This is a genomic window from Candidatus Margulisiibacteriota bacterium, assembly GCA_018822365.1.
Taxonomy (GTDB): domain Bacteria; phylum Margulisbacteria; class WOR-1; order O2-12-FULL-45-9; family XYB2-FULL-48-7; genus XYB2-FULL-45-9.
Genome location: JAHJKL010000085.1, coordinates 20,607 through 36,822, shown reverse-complemented (window position 1 = coordinate 36,822; position 16,216 = coordinate 20,607). Strand labels below are relative to the sequence as shown.

General features: G+C 51.3%; 13 protein-coding genes. 10 read left to right on the top strand and 3 right to left on the bottom strand.

Annotated features, from left to right (window positions below; translation table 11 throughout):
* The 3 genes from KKF06_08450 to serA form a co-directional block, all read left to right on the top strand.
* Nucleotides 1–2,626, top strand: a 2,626-nt coding sequence (locus tag KKF06_08450) for a hypothetical protein (protein MBU1617783.1), incomplete at its 5' end; no start/stop codon positions are given.
* Complete coding sequence (locus KKF06_08445; protein MBU1617782.1) at nt 2,623–3,540, top strand: hypothetical protein; 918 nt, start codon at nt 2,623–2,625, stop codon at nt 3,538–3,540. The genes KKF06_08450 and KKF06_08445, both read left to right, overlap by 4 nt.
* A gap of 52 nt (nt 3,541–3,592) precedes the next feature.
* A complete protein-coding gene (gene serA, locus KKF06_08440; GenBank protein MBU1617781.1) occupies nt 3,593–5,170 on the top strand; it encodes a phosphoglycerate dehydrogenase in 1,578 nt (525 codons plus the stop codon).
* A gap of 83 nt (nt 5,171–5,253) precedes the next feature.
* On the opposite strand, the gene KKF06_08435 is transcribed toward serA, so the two are convergent.
* Together KKF06_08435 and KKF06_08430 are read right to left on the bottom strand one after the other, a co-directional pair.
* Nucleotides 5,254–5,721 (bottom strand): transposase, encoded by a 468-nt coding sequence (locus tag KKF06_08435; protein ID MBU1617780.1) that lies wholly within the window; start codon nt 5,719–5,721, stop codon nt 5,254–5,256.
* 75 nt (nt 5,722–5,796) lie between these two features.
* Entirely contained in the window at nt 5,797–7,137 is a 1,341-nt protein-coding gene (locus tag KKF06_08430) for a sigma-54 dependent transcriptional regulator (GenBank protein MBU1617779.1), read from the bottom strand.
* A gap of 168 nt (nt 7,138–7,305) precedes the next feature.
* Between KKF06_08430 and KKF06_08425 the strand changes: the two genes are divergently transcribed.
* The 7 genes from KKF06_08425 to KKF06_08395 are packed head-to-tail and all read left to right on the top strand — an operon-like array spanning nt 7,306 to nt 13,759.
* Complete coding sequence (locus tag KKF06_08425) at nt 7,306–8,904, top strand: hypothetical protein (GenBank protein ID MBU1617778.1); 1,599 nt, start codon at nt 7,306–7,308, stop codon at nt 8,902–8,904.
* Entirely contained in the window at nt 8,871–9,377 is a 507-nt protein-coding gene (gene recO / locus KKF06_08420; protein ID MBU1617777.1) for a DNA repair protein RecO, read from the top strand. The genes KKF06_08425 and recO overlap by 34 nt, the downstream gene beginning before the upstream one ends.
* Nucleotides 9,371–10,573: an MFS transporter gene (locus tag KKF06_08415; GenBank protein ID MBU1617776.1), complete on the top strand. Its 1,203-nt coding sequence runs from the start codon at nt 9,371–9,373 to the stop codon at nt 10,571–10,573. The genes recO and KKF06_08415 overlap by 7 nt, the downstream gene beginning before the upstream one ends.
* Complete coding sequence (locus KKF06_08410) at nt 10,573–10,812, top strand: hypothetical protein (protein ID MBU1617775.1); 240 nt, start codon at nt 10,573–10,575, stop codon at nt 10,810–10,812. Before KKF06_08415 ends, KKF06_08410 begins: the two co-directional genes overlap by 1 nt.
* Complete coding sequence (locus tag KKF06_08405; GenBank protein MBU1617774.1) at nt 10,813–11,685, top strand: radical SAM protein; 873 nt, start codon at nt 10,813–10,815, stop codon at nt 11,683–11,685.
* Entirely contained in the window at nt 11,682–12,845 is a 1,164-nt protein-coding gene (locus KKF06_08400) for a glycosyltransferase family 4 protein (protein MBU1617773.1), read from the top strand. Before KKF06_08405 ends, KKF06_08400 begins: the two co-directional genes overlap by 4 nt.
* On the top strand, nt 12,842–13,759 hold the full coding sequence (locus KKF06_08395; protein ID MBU1617772.1) for an NAD-dependent epimerase/dehydratase family protein: 918 nt from the start codon (nt 12,842–12,844) through the stop codon (nt 13,757–13,759). Before KKF06_08400 ends, KKF06_08395 begins: the two co-directional genes overlap by 4 nt.
* On the opposite strand, the gene KKF06_08390 is transcribed toward KKF06_08395, so the two are convergent.
* Nucleotides 13,756–16,209, bottom strand: coding sequence for a GAF domain-containing protein (locus KKF06_08390; protein ID MBU1617771.1), 2,454 nt, complete (start codon nt 16,207–16,209; stop codon nt 13,756–13,758). The two genes, KKF06_08395 and KKF06_08390, sit on opposite strands and share 4 nt — an antisense overlap.
* Nucleotides 16,210–16,216 lie beyond the last annotated feature (7 nt).

Genomic DNA, 16,216 nt, shown 5'->3' with positions numbered 1-16,216 from the left:
GGCGGTCGCGGATAGCATCGTTGCTGGACAAGCGATAACCAGTCTGGCTTCAACTGGAGCGACTCCTCTGCGCGACGCGGTGACCCTCTCCGGCGGGTCAGGCATTTCTTTGATCCAGGCTGGCCAGGATATCCAAATTACGGCGGTCTCAACTGCCGGGGGGACGGTAACGCAAGTTGATACCGGCTCCGGTTTGACCGGCGGGCCGATCAACACGACCGGGACGGTCTCGATCGCGGCGGGAGGAATTAACGCGACCCACCTGGGGACTGGGGTGGTGACTGATGGAGCGATCGCCAATGACACGATCAGCGAACCAAAGATCCATGTTATGAACGATCCGGTCAACAGCTACCTGTTGACCTATACCGCGACCGGCCTGGCCTGGGGGGCGGCTGGTGGGACAGGAACAGTGACCCAGATTGATACTGGGAGCGGCCTGACCGGCGGGCCGATCAACACGACAGGGACAGTTTCGATCGCGGCTGGAGGGATTAACGCGACTCATCTGGGAACCGGCATTGTGACGGCTGGGGCAATTGCCAGCAATGCGGTGATTACCGCCGGTATTTCTGACGGAGCGGTTACGGCGGTAAAAATTGGGACTGGCCAGGTGGTAACCAGCCTGGCATCTACTGGAGCGACTGCTCTACATGACGCGGTGACTTTATCCAGCGGAGCAGGTATCAGTTTAAATCAGGTTGGGCAGAATATTCAGATCACTGCTGTTTCGACCGCCGGCGGGACGGTGACGCAGGTCAATACGCAAGCGCCTCTGCTTGGCGGACCGATTACGACAACTGGAACGATCTCGATGCCGGCGGCGAGCGGAGGAGCTGACGGATACCTGACCAGCGGGGATTGGACAACATTCAACAACAAACTCGATTCAGCCGACCTCTCCGGTTATGTTCAGCTTGGCCCGACGACCCAACAGTCAACGACCGCCGCTTACGTGATACGAGTTAAGACGACGAACGCGAGTGGGATTGGTGTTTCTGCTGAAACGACTGCCAGTGCGGGATATGGAATATATGGACGAAATAATTCGACATCAGACGGCGGGACAGGAGGGTTTTTTAAAGGGGGAACGATTTCATTTGCCGGAGTAAAATCAATCGGAGCCAAAGGGGAGTCAGGGAGCGGGAATAATTATGGTGAGATTGGCCGAGAACCCCCCAGTGGTATTGAGGGGGATGACGCATTTTATGCTGGGGTGTATGGTTTTTCCTCGTCGACTGCGGGCCGCGGGGTTAGTGGGAAAGCGGACGGCTCATCAGGTATGGGCGTTTACGCGCTTGCCCAGGACGCGAGCGGGACAAATTATGGCCTTCGCGCGAAAACTAATAGTAGTAATGGATACGCTGTCTATGGTGAGGGGGGCCGGACTTATTTTCAGGGGAACACCGGGATTGGGACAGATAATCCTGGAGAGAAATTGAGTGTGGTCGGGACAATAGAGATAACCAGTGGTAGCGGCGGCGGCCTTAAATTTGCGGACGGGACAATTCAGACGACAGCGGCGACTGGCGGGAGCACCCCGGACTTATCGGGGTATGTTCAACTTGGCCCAACGACCCAGCAATCGACGACTGCCGCTTACGTGATCAATGTAAAAAGCACCCATGCCAGCGGGGTGGCGATATCAGCGGAAGTTAATGCCGCGACCGGCAGAGCTATCTCCGGGATTAACAGCTACTCAACCGGAGGGATGGGGGGGTATTTCCGAAGCGGCCAGGTATCGGACGGGACCCTGGCGATTGGGGTCAGAGGGGAAATCCCAGGGGGGACGACTTACGGGGAATTAGCCCATTTTATTAATATTGTTGACAGCGGTACGACCAAAACTGGGGTTTATGGATACACTTCAGATAGTGGGAGTGGGGTTTATGGCAACGGGGACAGATATGGAGTGAAAGGACTAGCGAGAAATTCAACTGGCATAGGTTTTGATGGGACCGCGAGTTCAACAACTGGCGCTAATTATGGTGGTTATTTTACTTCAGCGTCGAATGCCGGTTATGCCGTATTTGCCGAGGCGCAATCAGGTTCCGGGGTAAATTATGCCTTATTCGGTCAAACGAATAGCGCGGCCGGCTACGCGTTGTATGCTCAAGGGGGGATGAATTGTTTGTGGAATGATACCGGGATTGGGACTGATAATCCGCAGGCATTGTTGCATGTCGCGGGTGATTGTATTGTTGACGGAACACTTTCCAAAGGGGGAGGCTCTTTCGATATCGTCCACCCCGATCCAGCTAAAGCGAGCCAGGGGTATCGCCTGCGCCACTCCTTTGTTGAAAGCCCGACCCGAGGTGACAATCTTTACCGCTGGGTGGCGACGGTGGAAGGGGGGAGCGCCAGGATCATTCTTCCCGATTACTTTAAATTCTTGAACGAAAATGTCCAGGTTTGGGTCTCTCCAAAGAAACATTTTGGCCAAGCCTATGGGGAAGCTAATGGTGCTTTGACCGAGATCGAGATCACGGCTAACGCCGATGGGCAGTATAACGTCCTGGCGGTCGGGACCAGAAAAGATAAGCTGGTCAAAGATTGGTTTGATCCTAAAGGGGTTGAATATATTAAAACAGAAGAAGATCCCGTTCCGCCGCCGGAGATCGAGTGAAAAAAATTGCATTTATTCTATTGGCCTTGACCGGAGCAGCAGCAATGCTGGCGCCTCAAAGCGCCAACTACAAGCTCCCCCAGAGCATTATTGATTCCGGAGGGAAGAAGGTCAGCTCAGCTAATTATGTAGTCGAGCCGAAAATGGCGATCGACAGCCAGTCTCCTCTTTTTGGGGAAATAACGATCTTTTATCCTGGTTTTTTCTTCCCGGCGGCTTTTTCACTCCCTCCGGCGTTCGTTAGGATCGGCGAGTTTTCCCTGCAGATCGTTGCTTATAATCGCGAGAGCGGGATGCCGCTGAATGTTTCGGACAAGATCAACTACCTGCCGAAATTCAAACTGGTGATCTCCGACAGGATCGGGGTCGACCTTGCTTCGATCACGGTTTCTTTTAACAATAAAGTTGTTATCAACAGCAATAACCGGGCTTCTTTTCTGGATCCCGCTTCCCAGGAGACGTCCCAGGTTTCAACCCTGCTTTATGACCCGGCGGAACTGGCGGCCGGAAGTTACGCTCTATTGATCGAGGCCAGGGATGGCCAGGACCGCCGTCTTACCAAGAACTATGAGTTGACGGTCGATACCGGGCCGGCCAAAGTCGAAGGGCTTTCTGTTCCGTCCGGGACATTTTCCCCGACTTATCCGCCGGTCCCGGGGAAAGGGGTGCCGGTCGCTTTCAGCGTTTCCAAGGATACCGAGGTCAATCTTGTCGTGTTAAACCCGGCCGGCCGCGGACCGGATTGGAACTTAAAGATGCTGGCCAGGGCGGGTTACAACCAGGTTGAATTCAGCGGAATATCCGATATTTCCAACCAGCCATTGGCTAATGGTATTTATGTGATCAAGGTGATCGGCGAGGGGCGCGAGCTTGGCAAAACCTACCTGGTCGTCTTTGATAAGCGTAAGCGCTAATACCGCGTGATATAATTACTCTATTCCTTATTTACTGAACGGAGGGGTCCTAATGAAAGTGTTAGCCTCAGATAAACTTGAAGAAATTGGCTTGAAAATGTTCCGCGATGCCGGGATCGAAGCGGAGATGAAGACTGGGCTTGCCGAAGACGAACTGATTAAAATTATTCCGGAATACGACGCTTTGGTGGTCCGCTCCGAAACAAAAGTCACCCCCAAGATCATTGAAGCCGGCAAAAAACTCAAGATCATCGGCCGGGCCGGGGTCGGGGTTGACAATATCGACCTGCCGACCGCGACCAAGAACGGGGTTATTGTGGTCAATTCGCCGGAGGGAAACACTGTTGCCGCCGCGGAGCATACCTTTGCGATGTTGCTTTCTATGGCCCGGATGATCCCGCAGGCTCACGGCAAGCTTAAAACCTGCGTCTGGGACAAGAAATCTTTCAAAGGGGTGGAGGTCCTCAATAAGACTCTTGGCGTGGTCGGCCTGGGGAAAATTGGCCGCCGGGTAGCGTCTTATGCTCTCGGTATGGGGATGAAGGTCCTTGCCTCCGATCCTTTCGTGACCGAAGCGTACGCCAAAAACCTGGGGGTCGAACTAAAAAGTTTTGACGACGTCATTAAAGAAGCCGATTTCATTACTTTTCACATTCCCAAGACCAAAGAGACCGCCGGAATGGTCAATGCCGCCATGATTGCCAAAATGAAAAAAGGGGTTAGGCTGGTTAACGTCGCCCGTGGCGGGATCATCAACGAAAAAGATCTATATGACGCTCTCAAGAGCGGACGGGTCGCCGCCGCCGCCCTGGACGTCTTTGAGAAGGAGCCGTGCGAATCGAGCCCGTTATTTGAATTGGACAATGTTGTCGTGACCCCTCACCTTGGCGCTTCAACTGTTGAAGCGCAGGTCAACGTTTCGGTCGACGTAGTTGAACAGATCATTGAGGTCTTAAAGGGGGGGGCGGCCCGGTCGGCGGTCAATATTCCATCGATGAAGCCGGAGCTGATCGCCCCGGTCAAACCGTTCATGGGGCTGGCGGAAAAGCTGGGGAACCTGGCGGCCCAGTTGGCCGATGGACCGATCGCCAAAGTTTACGTCCAGTATTCCGGCGAAGTGGCCGAGAACGAGGTCTCGCCGCTTACGACGGTTGTTCTCAAAGGACTTCTTTCCCCGGTTATGGAAGTGGTGGTTAATTTTGTCAACGCCCCCTTGGTCGCCAAAGAACGGGGCATCGAGGTTATTGAAAGCAAAAGTAAAGAAGCCAAGGATTTTGCCAGCCTGATCAGGGTCAAAGTGACAACCCCCAAAGGGGAGCGTTCCGTCAGCGGCACGATCTTTGTTGGTGCCGGCGACCGGCTGGTGGAGATCGATGGGTTCCGGGTCGACGCGGTGCCGGAAGGGTATCTCTTGATCCTTTCCAATATTGATAAGCCGGGGATGATCGGCAAAGTCGGGACCTTCCTGGGTGGGGAATCGATCAACATTGCGGCAATGGATGTTGGTCGGGTCAAGGTTGGTGAAAAAGCGGTCATGGTCTTGAACGTTGATGGTCCGGTAAGCGACAAGATTTTGGCCGGTCTGACCAAAATAGACGGGATCTTCGGCGCGACGCAGGTTAAGATCTAGCTTTCTAACGAAATTGCTGAAATTTCAAGGGTAAGAATCAGGGATAAATGTAGGGCAACGGCTTGTCCGTTGCCGATGGCTGGTTACCAACTATCAGGTAATCCAAGAAATTCATAGTCCTGCCACTTGGATACCAATGTTTGTCTAACCGGATTATTCAATATATATTGTCCGATAGTTTCTAAGTCTTCTTTTTTTCTTACAATACGATCATAAAACCGCTTTTGCCATAATTTGCCGGAAACCCCAAAATCCCAGGCAATCCTAGAAGTTAAGCTTTTAAAGGCACCGATAAAAGTTGAAATCGATATTTCTTTTGCCCCTGGAGCTAATAATAAATGAAGATGATTTGGCATTAGACAATAAACGAAAATATTAATATTTGTTTTTTTCTTTTGTTCCAATAGTTCCTTAATAATTAAATTGTTTAAATGTTTATTGAGAAAATAGGGCTTTTTGTCTTTGGCGCAGATCGTTATGAAATAAGGCCTTGCGGTGGCATAATCAAAGTCCTTCACTCTAATTATTTTACGTTTCGGTTTGTTTTCCATAACTAGACTTTACGGCAAGGGATAAACCCTTGCCCTACATTAGCGCGAAGACTTCGGCGCGACGCAGGTTAAGATCTAACCAAGCCCCAGCGATTCCATCCGGGAATTAAGGGTGGAGCGGGGGATCCCCAGCTGGCGGGCCGCTTTGGAATGGTTGTTTTTGCTGGCGCGCAAAGCTTCCAGGATCAGCTCTTTTTCATATTCGGCAAGGGTTTTATTGATGCTGCTTGCTGCGGCTGGTTTGGTCATTCCTTTTCCCGTTGGCAGGTTAAGTTCTTCAATTATTTCGCCGGATGACAGCACGATCGCCCGTTCAATGACGTTTTGCAGTTCACGGACATTCCCCGGCCAGTCATAGTTATCCAGGTCATCCAGCGCGGGCTCGGCGATAGCAAGGATCTTTTTATTAAGCTCTTTGTTGAATTTTTTTATAAAGAATTCCGCTAAAAGGCGGAGGTCATCTTTTCTCTCCCGGAGCGGGGGGAGTTCGACCGGAATAACGTTGAGCCGGTAATAAAGGTCGGCGCGGAATTTCCCTTCATCAATACTTTTTTGGAAATCGATATTGGTCGCGGAAATGATCCTGACGTCGACCTTGACCCCTTTTTCTCCTCCCAGCCGTTCAATGATCTTGTGTTCCAGGACCCGGAGCAGCTTGGATTGCATGGCGGCCGACATGCAGCCTATCTCGTCCAGAAAGAGGGTCCCTTCGTCGGCCAGCTCAAACTTGCCAAGCTTGCGGTCATGCGCTCCGGTAAATGAGCCCCGTTCGTGGCCAAAAAGTTCCGACTCCAATAGGTTCTCCGGGATCGCGGCGCAATTGACCGCGACAAATGGCTTATTGGCGCGGCGGCTTTTCTGGTGGATCGCCCGGGCGACCAGCTCCTTGCCGGTCCCGGATTCGCCGTGGATCAGGATGGTGCTTTCGGTCGGGGCCACTTTTTCGATCGTGCCAAAAACCCGCTTCATTACCTGGCTTTGGCCGATCAGGTTGCAGTAAGAAGTGGATTCCTTGAGCATTTCTTTGAGATATAAATTTTCTTTGATCAGGGCGTGCTTTTCCAGCGCTTTTTCGACCGTGATCAGAAGTTCGCTGACTTCAAACGGTTTTGGGATGTAGTCGACCGCGCCCAGCTTCATTGCTTCAACGGCGTCAATAATATCTTTGGAAGCCGAAACGACAATAATATCGATTTCAGGAAAGCGGGGATGGATCTGTTTTAGTAAATCAAGTCCGTCCGTTTCGGGCATGCGCAGATCAAGCAGGATAAGGTCCGGTTCGCTGCTCTCGATCGATATTAACGCTTCATTCGCGTTTCCAGCCAGAGAGAGGTGGTACTTTTTTTTCAGGATCGATTCGTAGGTCGTAAGCATGTCTTTTTCATCATCGATAGCCAAAATTGAATATGTTTTCATTAGTAAGCTCCTTTGTTGTAATTAAAGCAATTGTATTGCCATCCACTCTTAGCTTGGGAGGATATATATAATGATAGAAGAGTGACGAGAATTCGTCAATCTGGCGAAGTTTAACCGCGCACATAATTCCGCGGCTAAGAAAGGGTCGGTTATGATAAAATAACGATCATGGAATTTAACACCGCTTCGGTTTTGTTGGTTTCTATTATTTCGTTCCTGCTCGGTTTGGCCGCGATCATTTTTGGCAGAGACAAAATAGTCAATCTTACCCTGGCCATGATGTCACTGGCGATCGGGGTCTGGTGCTTTGGCCAATTTATGGGAGGGGTTGTTTCCGGCCGGGGGGAGGTCCTTTTTTGGACCAGGGTTAATATTGGCGGCGCGATCCTGATCCCTCTTTTTTTTATTTGTTTTGTTGCCGCTTTTATTGGAGAATGGAAAAAAGGGCGATTGATGCTTGGGCTTGCCTCAATGGCCGCGCTGACCTTTCTGCTGTTTGATCTGACCAGTTATTTTGTTGTTGATGTTGCCCCGATCTTTGGCCTTCGCTATTATCCGGTCCCGGGGCCGGTTTATCCATTTTTTGGCGCGTATGTGATCTTATTATTTATCGTCGGTTTTATAAAACTGGTAAAATATCTCCGGTCAAACGTGGGAGAAAAAAATAACCAGGCCAAATATGTTCTTCTTGCCTCGCTGATCGGTTTTCTGGGGGGGATGACCGCCTTTTTTCCTATTGTCCGCCTCGACCTGCCGGTGATCAGCCATTACTTTATGCCGCTTTATCTGGCGCTGATCCTTTATGCGGTCGTCCGCCATAAATTATTTGATATTAATGTTATTTTGTTCGAAGGGTTGGTCTATTCCTCTCTGACCTTTCTTTTTACCGGATTTTTCTCCCTTTCCCTGATCCTGCTGAACTATTATTTTTCCAGGGTCGCGCGTATCAGTAATTGGGTCGCTTTGGCGGGCGCGGTTTTTATTTCCGTTATTATCTTTCAGCCCCTGCGCGACCTGATCCAGAAATTTATCGACCGCCTGTTTTTCCGGGGAGAATATTATTACTTAAAAAAGATCAAAGACCTGTCGGCGGAGAACGACAAGCTGGCCGCTCTGGGGACCATGGCGGCCGGTATGGCGCACGAGATCAAGAACCCCCTGGCGGCGATCAAAGGGTTGACCCAGGTCCTGCCGGAAAATATAAAGGACCGGCGGTTCATGGCCGACTATAGCGAGATCGTGCCGCGCCAGCTTGACCGGATCAATAAGATAGTCGATGATTTGCTCGCCTTTGGCCGGCCTGGTAAAATGAATTTTCGAAAAACAGATCTTAATGGATTGCTTGAAGAGACGCTCAAACTGCTTTCGCGGGAGTGCCAGGGACGGAAGATCAGGATCGAACTTGAGCCGTTGCCGGCTCTATTGGTTGAACTTGATCCGGAGCGTTTTAGCCAGGCGGTGTTGAATATTTGTTTGAACGCGGTCCAGTCAATGCGCCAGGGAGGGACACTGAAGATCCGCTCCGCTCTTGCCGGAGAGAAGGCGGTGGTTGAGATCGCCGACACGGGCGCCGGGATCCCGGCCGATAAACTGGCGCTTATTTTTGATCCGTTCTTTACTACCAAAGGGTGGGGGACCGGGCTGGGGTTGGCGGTCACTTATCGGATCGTTCATGAGCATGGCGGAGAGATCGGGGTTTCCAGCCGCCTGGGAGAAGGGACAACTTTTAAAATATGCCTGCCTATAAAACAAAAGCGATCAGCATAAGGAACAAGCCGTTTGCCGAAGCCGACAAGCTGGTGACCCTCTTTTCCAGGGAGCACGGCAAGATCCGGGTTTTGGCCAAAGGGGCGAGGCGGATCCCGTCCCGGTTTGGCGGGCGGGTCGAAACCTTCAGCTATGCCGACTACTTTCTGGCCAAGGGACGTTCGCTCGATATCGTCTCGCAATGCGAAGTTTTGGAGTCTTTCCAGGTCGTCCGGGACGATCCTGCCGGCTTGAAGGCGGGATTTTACTTTCTCCGCCTGATCGACGCGTCAACCGCCGAAGGGCAGCCCAATCCGGAATTATTTGACCTGCTCTTGGCCGGGCTCTGGCGGTTAAAAGAAAAGACCGACGCGCCCAGGGTTGTGGTAGAATTTGAAAAAGCGTTCTTGCGGATCGAGGGGATCTTCCGGGAAGGGTTTGATCCAAAATACTGCATTAGCGATCATGTGGGGAGAGATATCAGAGAATGGTAGAAAAAAAGACCGGGTTTGGCGTGATCTTTTCTAATTTGGGCTTTATGCTCTTATGGCTTGGGCAGCTGACCTCTCAGCTGGCCGACCGGATATTTGTTTATGTTCTGATGATCATCATTTACCAGCAAACCCGCTCTAACCTTGGGGTCTCCCTGCCGCTTCTGGCCTTTGGCATTCCGTCGGTCCTGGTTGGCCCCTGGGCCGGGGTCCTGGTCGACCGCCTTGACCGGAAGGGGATCCTGGTCGTGACCGCCCTGCTGCGCGGCCTGCTGACCTTGCTGATCATCCCTTTTCTGACGGCGCCGCTCCAGCTGATCTTCCTGATCAGCCTTTTACTTTATACCATGGCGCAATTCTTTGCCCCGGCCGAAACCTCTTCGATCCCGGAGCTTGTCGATAAACACAACCTGATCATCGCCAATGCCCTGTTCATGATGACCTGGATGGCAAGCTCGGTCGTCGGCTTTGGCTTGGGTGCGCCGATCGTCAACCTTTTTGCGGAAAAAAACACCCTTATTGTTTCCGCGGCCCTTTACTTTATTTCGGCGACCGCGGTTATGCTGATCCCCATCCGCTCCAGGCCAACCGCGGGGAAAAGCCATGTTTGCAAAGATCTTCTGGTCGGCTTTGAATTTATTCGCCGTCATGGAGTGGTCCGTTTTTCCCTGATCCAGCTTTTTGCCGCCGCTTCGGCCATTGCCACCCTGTCGCTGCTGGCGATCTCATATGCCGGGGATGTGTTAAAGATCGGCGAGAGGAATTTTGGCTATCTGATCATCGCGGTCGGGGTCGGCATGCTGATCGGGATGTTCACCCTGGAGCGGATCAGGTATTTCTTAAAGATGGGAACGATCGTGACCGCGAGCTTTCTTCTTTCCGGCGGACTGATCGTTTGGCTGGCCATGGTCAAAGATCTGCGCCTGGCCTTGGTCTTGATCACCCTGCTCGGGGTCGGCAATATTTATATTACCTCGACGATTCAGACCATCTTACAACATCGGATCCCGCGGCAGATCAGGGGGCGGGTCTTCGGCGTGCAAAATATGCTGGTCAATTCCGCTTTTACTCTCCCGGTCGTATTATTTGGCTGGATCGCCGATCTGGCCGGGATAACTAATTCGATGGCGATGCTTGGCTGGGCCCTTCTTTTGGTCGGGGTGATCGGCGTTCTCCTGCCGAAATTAAGGCGCGCCTGATGGGGATAACTGAACTGGAATTCTCTTTTGAATGCCTCCGCCGGAGGGTTTTAAACAAACTTAAGCGGACAAAAGAGCATTGGCGCGAGACCTGGGAAAAAAATCTTGGGGACAGAGAAGCGGAGGCGGAGCTGGTTGCCATTAAACTGGAGATCCAACTGCGGGAGAAAGAAGCGATCACCGAGCTTGGCCGGCTCAAGCTGAAGATCGAGCGCCAAAAAAAGTGCTGTTTAGATTAGATGTCAAAAACCTGCAATTATTATATAACCCTGCGCTGTAACGATGCCTGCGAGTTTTGCCGTGTTTGGACGGAACAGGAGCAGTTCGTTGAAACGACCGACCATGAGAAAATATTCAGGGAAATGCGGATCCGGGGAGGGAGAAAAGTTTTTATTACCGGAGGGGAGCCGCTGCTGCGGGCCGACCTGCCGGAAATATTGCGTCAGGGGCGAAAAAATAATTTTTGGGTCGGTTTAATGACCAACGGGATCCTTTACCAGGAAGTCGGCCGGGAGCTGAAAGGGTTGGCGCATGCCATATATTTTGCGCTTGATTATCCGATCATGGAAGAACACGATCGGAGCCGGGGAGTGGAATGCTTTAACCAGGTCGTGCCGGCGATCGAATATGCCAGAAGCCTTGGGGAAACCGCGATCATTCAATATACCATGACCAGGGACAGCGTCCGTTTCCTTCCGGAAATGGTTGATTTGGCAAAAAGGCTGGGGGTATATTTAAATCTTTCCCCGGTCTATGATTATTATGGGACACAGGGTTTTGAGAAAGTGACCATTGCCCATATTTTGTATTTTGCCAGGCGGAAGCATGTTTTGGTCAACCGGGCAGCGCTGGAATTTATCAAGCGGGGCGGGAATAATCTGATTTTCCCCCGCTGTTTGGCCGAAGAGACGACCTTGACCGTCATGCCCGATGGGCAGTTCGTTAAACCCTGTTTTTACAATCGGGGAGGACGGCAGGGTCGGGAAGCGGCCTGCTCGTCTTGCATGCGCTGGCCGTATATGTTACCATCCTTTAGCCAAAGGCCGGATCGCTACTATTGGTTGAATCTGTATTCGAGATTCGACGCTTGGCGAAAAGGAGCAAATATATGAAGATCGTGATGCTTTCCCCGTATTTTTTCCCTCACACCGGCGGTACCGAGAAATATGTCCGGGATCTTTCCACCGCGCTGATCAAAGAAGGTCACGAGGTAACGGTCATCACCAATAATTTGCCCAAAGCCAAGAACGCGCCGGCCCGGGAAACACTGCCGGAAGGGATCAAAGTTATCCGGCTTGACGCGGTCGATATGTTCAGTTATCTGCCGGTCAGCACCCAATTCAACCTGAAAATGCTGGAAGGCTTCGATATCGTTCACGTTCACGTGCCGGCTTTCAGCTTTCTCCGTTCGGTCGCCGGCAAGATCAAGCAGCCTTTGATCGTGACCTACCATTGCGACGTTACTGTTTCGGAAAAGTATTTCGGCGTTCCTGTTCCGCAATGGCTTGTCCCGTTATTTGAGGGGGCCAATAACCTTTACGCCAGGATGCTGTTGGCCAAGGCGGACACGATCTACAATACGACCGAAACCTACGCCTCAACCTCGCCGGTCATGAAAAATGTTCCGCACAAAGTTATTCCGATCGGGATATTTTCCGATAAGATCGACGAGATACAGAAAAAACTTAATCTGACGCCGGACAAGAAAAATCCCCGGCAGATCCTTTTTCTTGGCCGGTTGGCGGGGAACAAGGGGTGCGATTATCTGGTTAAGGCGATGCCAAAAGTGCTGGAAAAATTCCCTGACACCAAGCTGGTCATTTGCGGCGATGGGGAAGAGAAGGCCCATATTTTAGACCTGGTGACCCAATTTAATATTGGTCCGGCGATCACTTTCCTGGGAACGGCGACCTTTGACAAATTGGTCGAGCTCTATTACACTTCGATCGCTTACATTTTTCCGTCGATCAATCGGCTGGAAGCTTTTGGGATCGTCCAGCTGGAAGCGATGGCTAACTACACCGCGATTGTCGCCTCCGATATCCCTGGCCCGAACGCCGTAATGGATGTCGGCCAGTCCGGCTTGCTTGTGCCTAAACAGGACCCTGACGCGCTGGCCGCCGCGATCTGCCAGATCCTGGCCGATCCGGAAAAAGCCAAGGCGATGGGACGCCACGGCCGCCAGCAGGTCGAGACCAAATACAGCTGGAAGACCATCGTTCAACAAGTCATAGGGATCTACAACGAACTTTTGGCGAAAAAAAATAAATGAGGATCCTGGTTACCGGAGGGGCCGGATTTATCGGCTCAAACATAGTCGACTGTTATCTAGACGCTGGGCATGAAGTTGCTGTCCTGGATAATATTTCGACCGGCAAGAAGGAGAACCTCAACCCCAAAGCGGTTTTTTTTCAGAATGATCTGCGGGACCAGGCCCTCTCCGGGATAATTGCTGATTTCAAGCCGGAATTGATCAACCATCTGGCGGCCCAGATCGATGTCAGAAAATCGGTCACTGACCCGATCTTTAACGCTGAAATAAACGAACTTGGGACGCTCAACCTCCTTAACGCCGCCCGGGACGCTAAGGTCGGAAAAATTATCTTTTCATCGACCGGCGGAGCTCTTTACGGCGAGGTCAAAGAACCAAACGGGGCGGCGGAAGACCACCCCATGGAGCCGATCTCCCCTTACGCGATCACTAAGCGCTCGGTTGAGATGTATCTGCACGCTTATTCACAGCTTTATGGTTTAAAATATACGGTCCTCCGTTACGGCAATGTCTATGGCCCGCGCCAGGACCCGCTGGGAGAAGCCGGGGTGATCGCTATTTTCTGCGGGAAAATAAAAAAGAAAGAAGTCCCGACGATCTATGGCGACGGTGAGCAATTACGGGATTATATTTATGTTGGAGAGGTTGCCAGAGCCAATCTCATCGCTTTAACAAAAGGGGATAACCGGTTATTTAACATTGGGACCGGGGTAGGGACATCGGTCAACCAGCTTTATGGTATTCTAAAAGAGCAGTTCAAATTTGATCAAGCGGCCGTTTACGCCCCGCCGCGGGCGGGCGAGCTTTTTCGCAGTGTCCTTGACTGCCGCCTGGCCAAAAAAGAACTTAACTGGCAAGCCGCCTGCGATATTAAAGAAGGGTTGAAGCGAACGGTCGCCTGGTATTACGCTTAACTAAGCGGCAGGGTAAAAATAAATTTCGATCCATGTCCCGGTCCTTCCGATTCCGCCCAGATTCGTCCCCCGTGCGCTTCCACGACCTCTTTAGCAATCGCCAGTCCCATGCCGATCCCGCCGGTCGCCCTGGTATATGAGCTGTCTACCTGGAAGAAACGCTCGAATATTTTAAAAAGATTTTTTCCGTCCAGTCCAATCCCGGTATCAGAGACGGTAATCCTGACGCCCCCTTCTTCTCGGTTCATGGTGACTTTGACCGCTCCTCCGGCCGGAGTAAATTTCAAGGAATTGCCGAGGAGATTGTCCATGACCTGGGTTATTTTCTTCCGGTCGCCGATCACCGCGATGTCCCCGTCGTGATGATCAAAAGAAAGGCCGATCCCCTTGGCGGTGAAAGAAGGGGCGGCGTTATCGACGCTCTCTTTGATCATTTTTTCCAAAAAGAAAGGTTCCTTCTCGGTTTCCAGGGGCTTGCCGGCCTCAAGGCGGGAGATGTCGATGATCGATTCGATCAGATCCTGCAAGTGATTGGTGTTCTTAAGGACTGTTTCTAGGGCGTTTTTTTGGCGTGGTTCCAGCGGGCCGATATTCCCCTGGAGAAGGATGGAGACATATCCTTTGATCGGGGTGAGGGGGGTGCGGAGTTCGTGGCTGACGATAGAGAGAAATTCCCGCTTGGTCTGGTCGACTTTTTTGAGCCCGCTGATATCTTTGAGGATCAGGGAGGCGCCGATCATTTTTTCCTCGGCCCCCTTGATGGGAGAGCAGGACAATAGCAGATCGACCCGGCCCCTCTCTCTGGTGTTGATTCCGACCTCGAGCGCCTTGATTTCTTCTCCGGCGCTGATCCGGCCGACAAACTCCTGGGTTTCGCTTTGGCTAAGGAAGACCGGAGGGCGGCCGAAGATCTTTTCCGCTCCGGAATTCCAGGTGAGGACGGTGCCGTCCAGATCGAGGGTGAAGATCGCGTCGTCGCTGTTTTGGATGATTGAATTGAGATAATCCTTGGTTTCGACGATGTCGCGGTAGAGCTTGGCGTTCTCGATGGCAATCCCGGCTTCCGAGGCCATGGTTGAGATCAATTCAATATCTTCCTGGTTGTACGGTTCTTCGGACAATTTTTCTCCCAGCGTTAATACGCCAACCAGCCTGTTTTTAACGAAAGAGGGGACCGCAACCGCCGAGGAAAGATTTTCCAGTTCTTTAATGATCTCCGCCAGTTTTCCCCTTTCTTCTTTGCCTGGCTGGTCATAGAATTGTTCCCGTAATTCATCGAGCCGGACAGGCTCTTTAATCTCGTTCAGGTAAACAATAAGAGGGTTGTCTTTCTTCAAAGAGACCCCTTCAAACGTTTTAGGCAAGCCGTTGGTCTTTTCTACCACATAATGGCCCTGTTTTTCTTCCAGCAACAGGACCGAAACGGTTTTAATGCACATTACCCTGACCACCGTCTGGTCAATGAGCCGAAAGAGGACCTTAAGGTCGGTGACCGAAGAGATGGCGTGGGTCACTTCCCGGAGGATCTTGCGGTATTCAATGGATTGGCGGAAAAAGAGCTGGTCGGTTATCCCCTGAAAGTAATTGCGCATCGGAATAAAAGTGATAGCGATGACCAGCGCTGCCGGCAGGGCCATCCAGATCGAATACTGTCCGGAATAAATGCTCCGGAACAGCATTTCAAAAGAGATGATGAGCGCTAAATAGATGAAGGTTATCCCGGTGGTGATCAGGGAATAAGCGGTAGTTTTTTTGAGCACCAGTACAATGTTCATCAAACGGTACTTTAAGATGCCGTAAGTGGTGAGGCCGACAAAAGCGAGCGGGCCAAGCTCCCCTAAATAAAAGAAGCGGTTTATCTTTATGGTCGGCAGAATGATGCTGAAAATAACGGCAAAAGAAAAACCCGAAGCGATCCCCAGTATCAGATAATTCAGGCGCGAGCGGTCAGCCCGGCTTCTAACCGCCAGGTATTTTTTGACCAGCAGATATAAGCCGTATAAAAGGCTGGCAATGGCAAATAGGACAAAATATAAGAAGCTGGGCCGGAAGACCCGCAGGACCCCTCCTCCTTGGTCAAAGATGAACTGTTGAACATAACCAGAAGTTAAGGAGATGACGGCGGAAATAACCCCTAAAAGATAAAAAAGATAAATAAAATAAGTTTTTTTCTGATCGTCATCTTTTTTGGGAAAGGAAAAGACAAAGTCCAGGAAGGCGGGAAAAACCAGAGAAGCGAAAGCGATGCTTATTCTTGAGGCGAGAAAAGGAACGATGTGACGATGAACCTGGAATTCCATGATGCTGCCGGCAAAATTCCAGCCGGCGATCGCTAAGCAGAAAACAAGGAACTTGGGCTTGATGTCTTTATTGGTGGAAAAATAAAAGACAAATATTCCCAGGGAGAGGGTTATCAGTCCGGAAAAAAAGGTGGTCAAATAATGTCCCATTGTTTCT

Coding starts and splice junctions, on each gene's coding strand:
- KKF06_08405 (MBU1617774.1), top strand. CDS start 10,813: ATGTCAAAAACCTGCAATTATTATATAACCCTGCGCTGTAACGATGCC.
- KKF06_08390 (MBU1617771.1), bottom strand. CDS start 16,209: ATGGGACATTATTTGACCACCTTTTTTTCCGGACTGATAACCCTCTCC.
- KKF06_08410 (MBU1617775.1), top strand. CDS start 10,573: ATGGGGATAACTGAACTGGAATTCTCTTTTGAATGCCTCCGCCGGAGG.
- KKF06_08400 (MBU1617773.1), top strand. CDS start 11,682: ATGAAGATCGTGATGCTTTCCCCGTATTTTTTCCCTCACACCGGCGGT.
- KKF06_08430 (MBU1617779.1), bottom strand. CDS start 7,137: ATGAAAACATATTCAATTTTGGCTATCGATGATGAAAAAGACATGCTT.
- KKF06_08425 (MBU1617778.1), top strand. CDS start 7,306: ATGGAATTTAACACCGCTTCGGTTTTGTTGGTTTCTATTATTTCGTTC.
- KKF06_08395 (MBU1617772.1), top strand. CDS start 12,842: ATGAGGATCCTGGTTACCGGAGGGGCCGGATTTATCGGCTCAAACATA.
- recO (MBU1617777.1), top strand. CDS start 8,871: ATGCCTGCCTATAAAACAAAAGCGATCAGCATAAGGAACAAGCCGTTT.
- serA (MBU1617781.1), top strand. CDS start 3,593: ATGAAAGTGTTAGCCTCAGATAAACTTGAAGAAATTGGCTTGAAAATG.
- KKF06_08435 (MBU1617780.1), bottom strand. CDS start 5,721: ATGGAAAACAAACCGAAACGTAAAATAATTAGAGTGAAGGACTTTGAT.
- KKF06_08415 (MBU1617776.1), top strand. CDS start 9,371: ATGGTAGAAAAAAAGACCGGGTTTGGCGTGATCTTTTCTAATTTGGGC.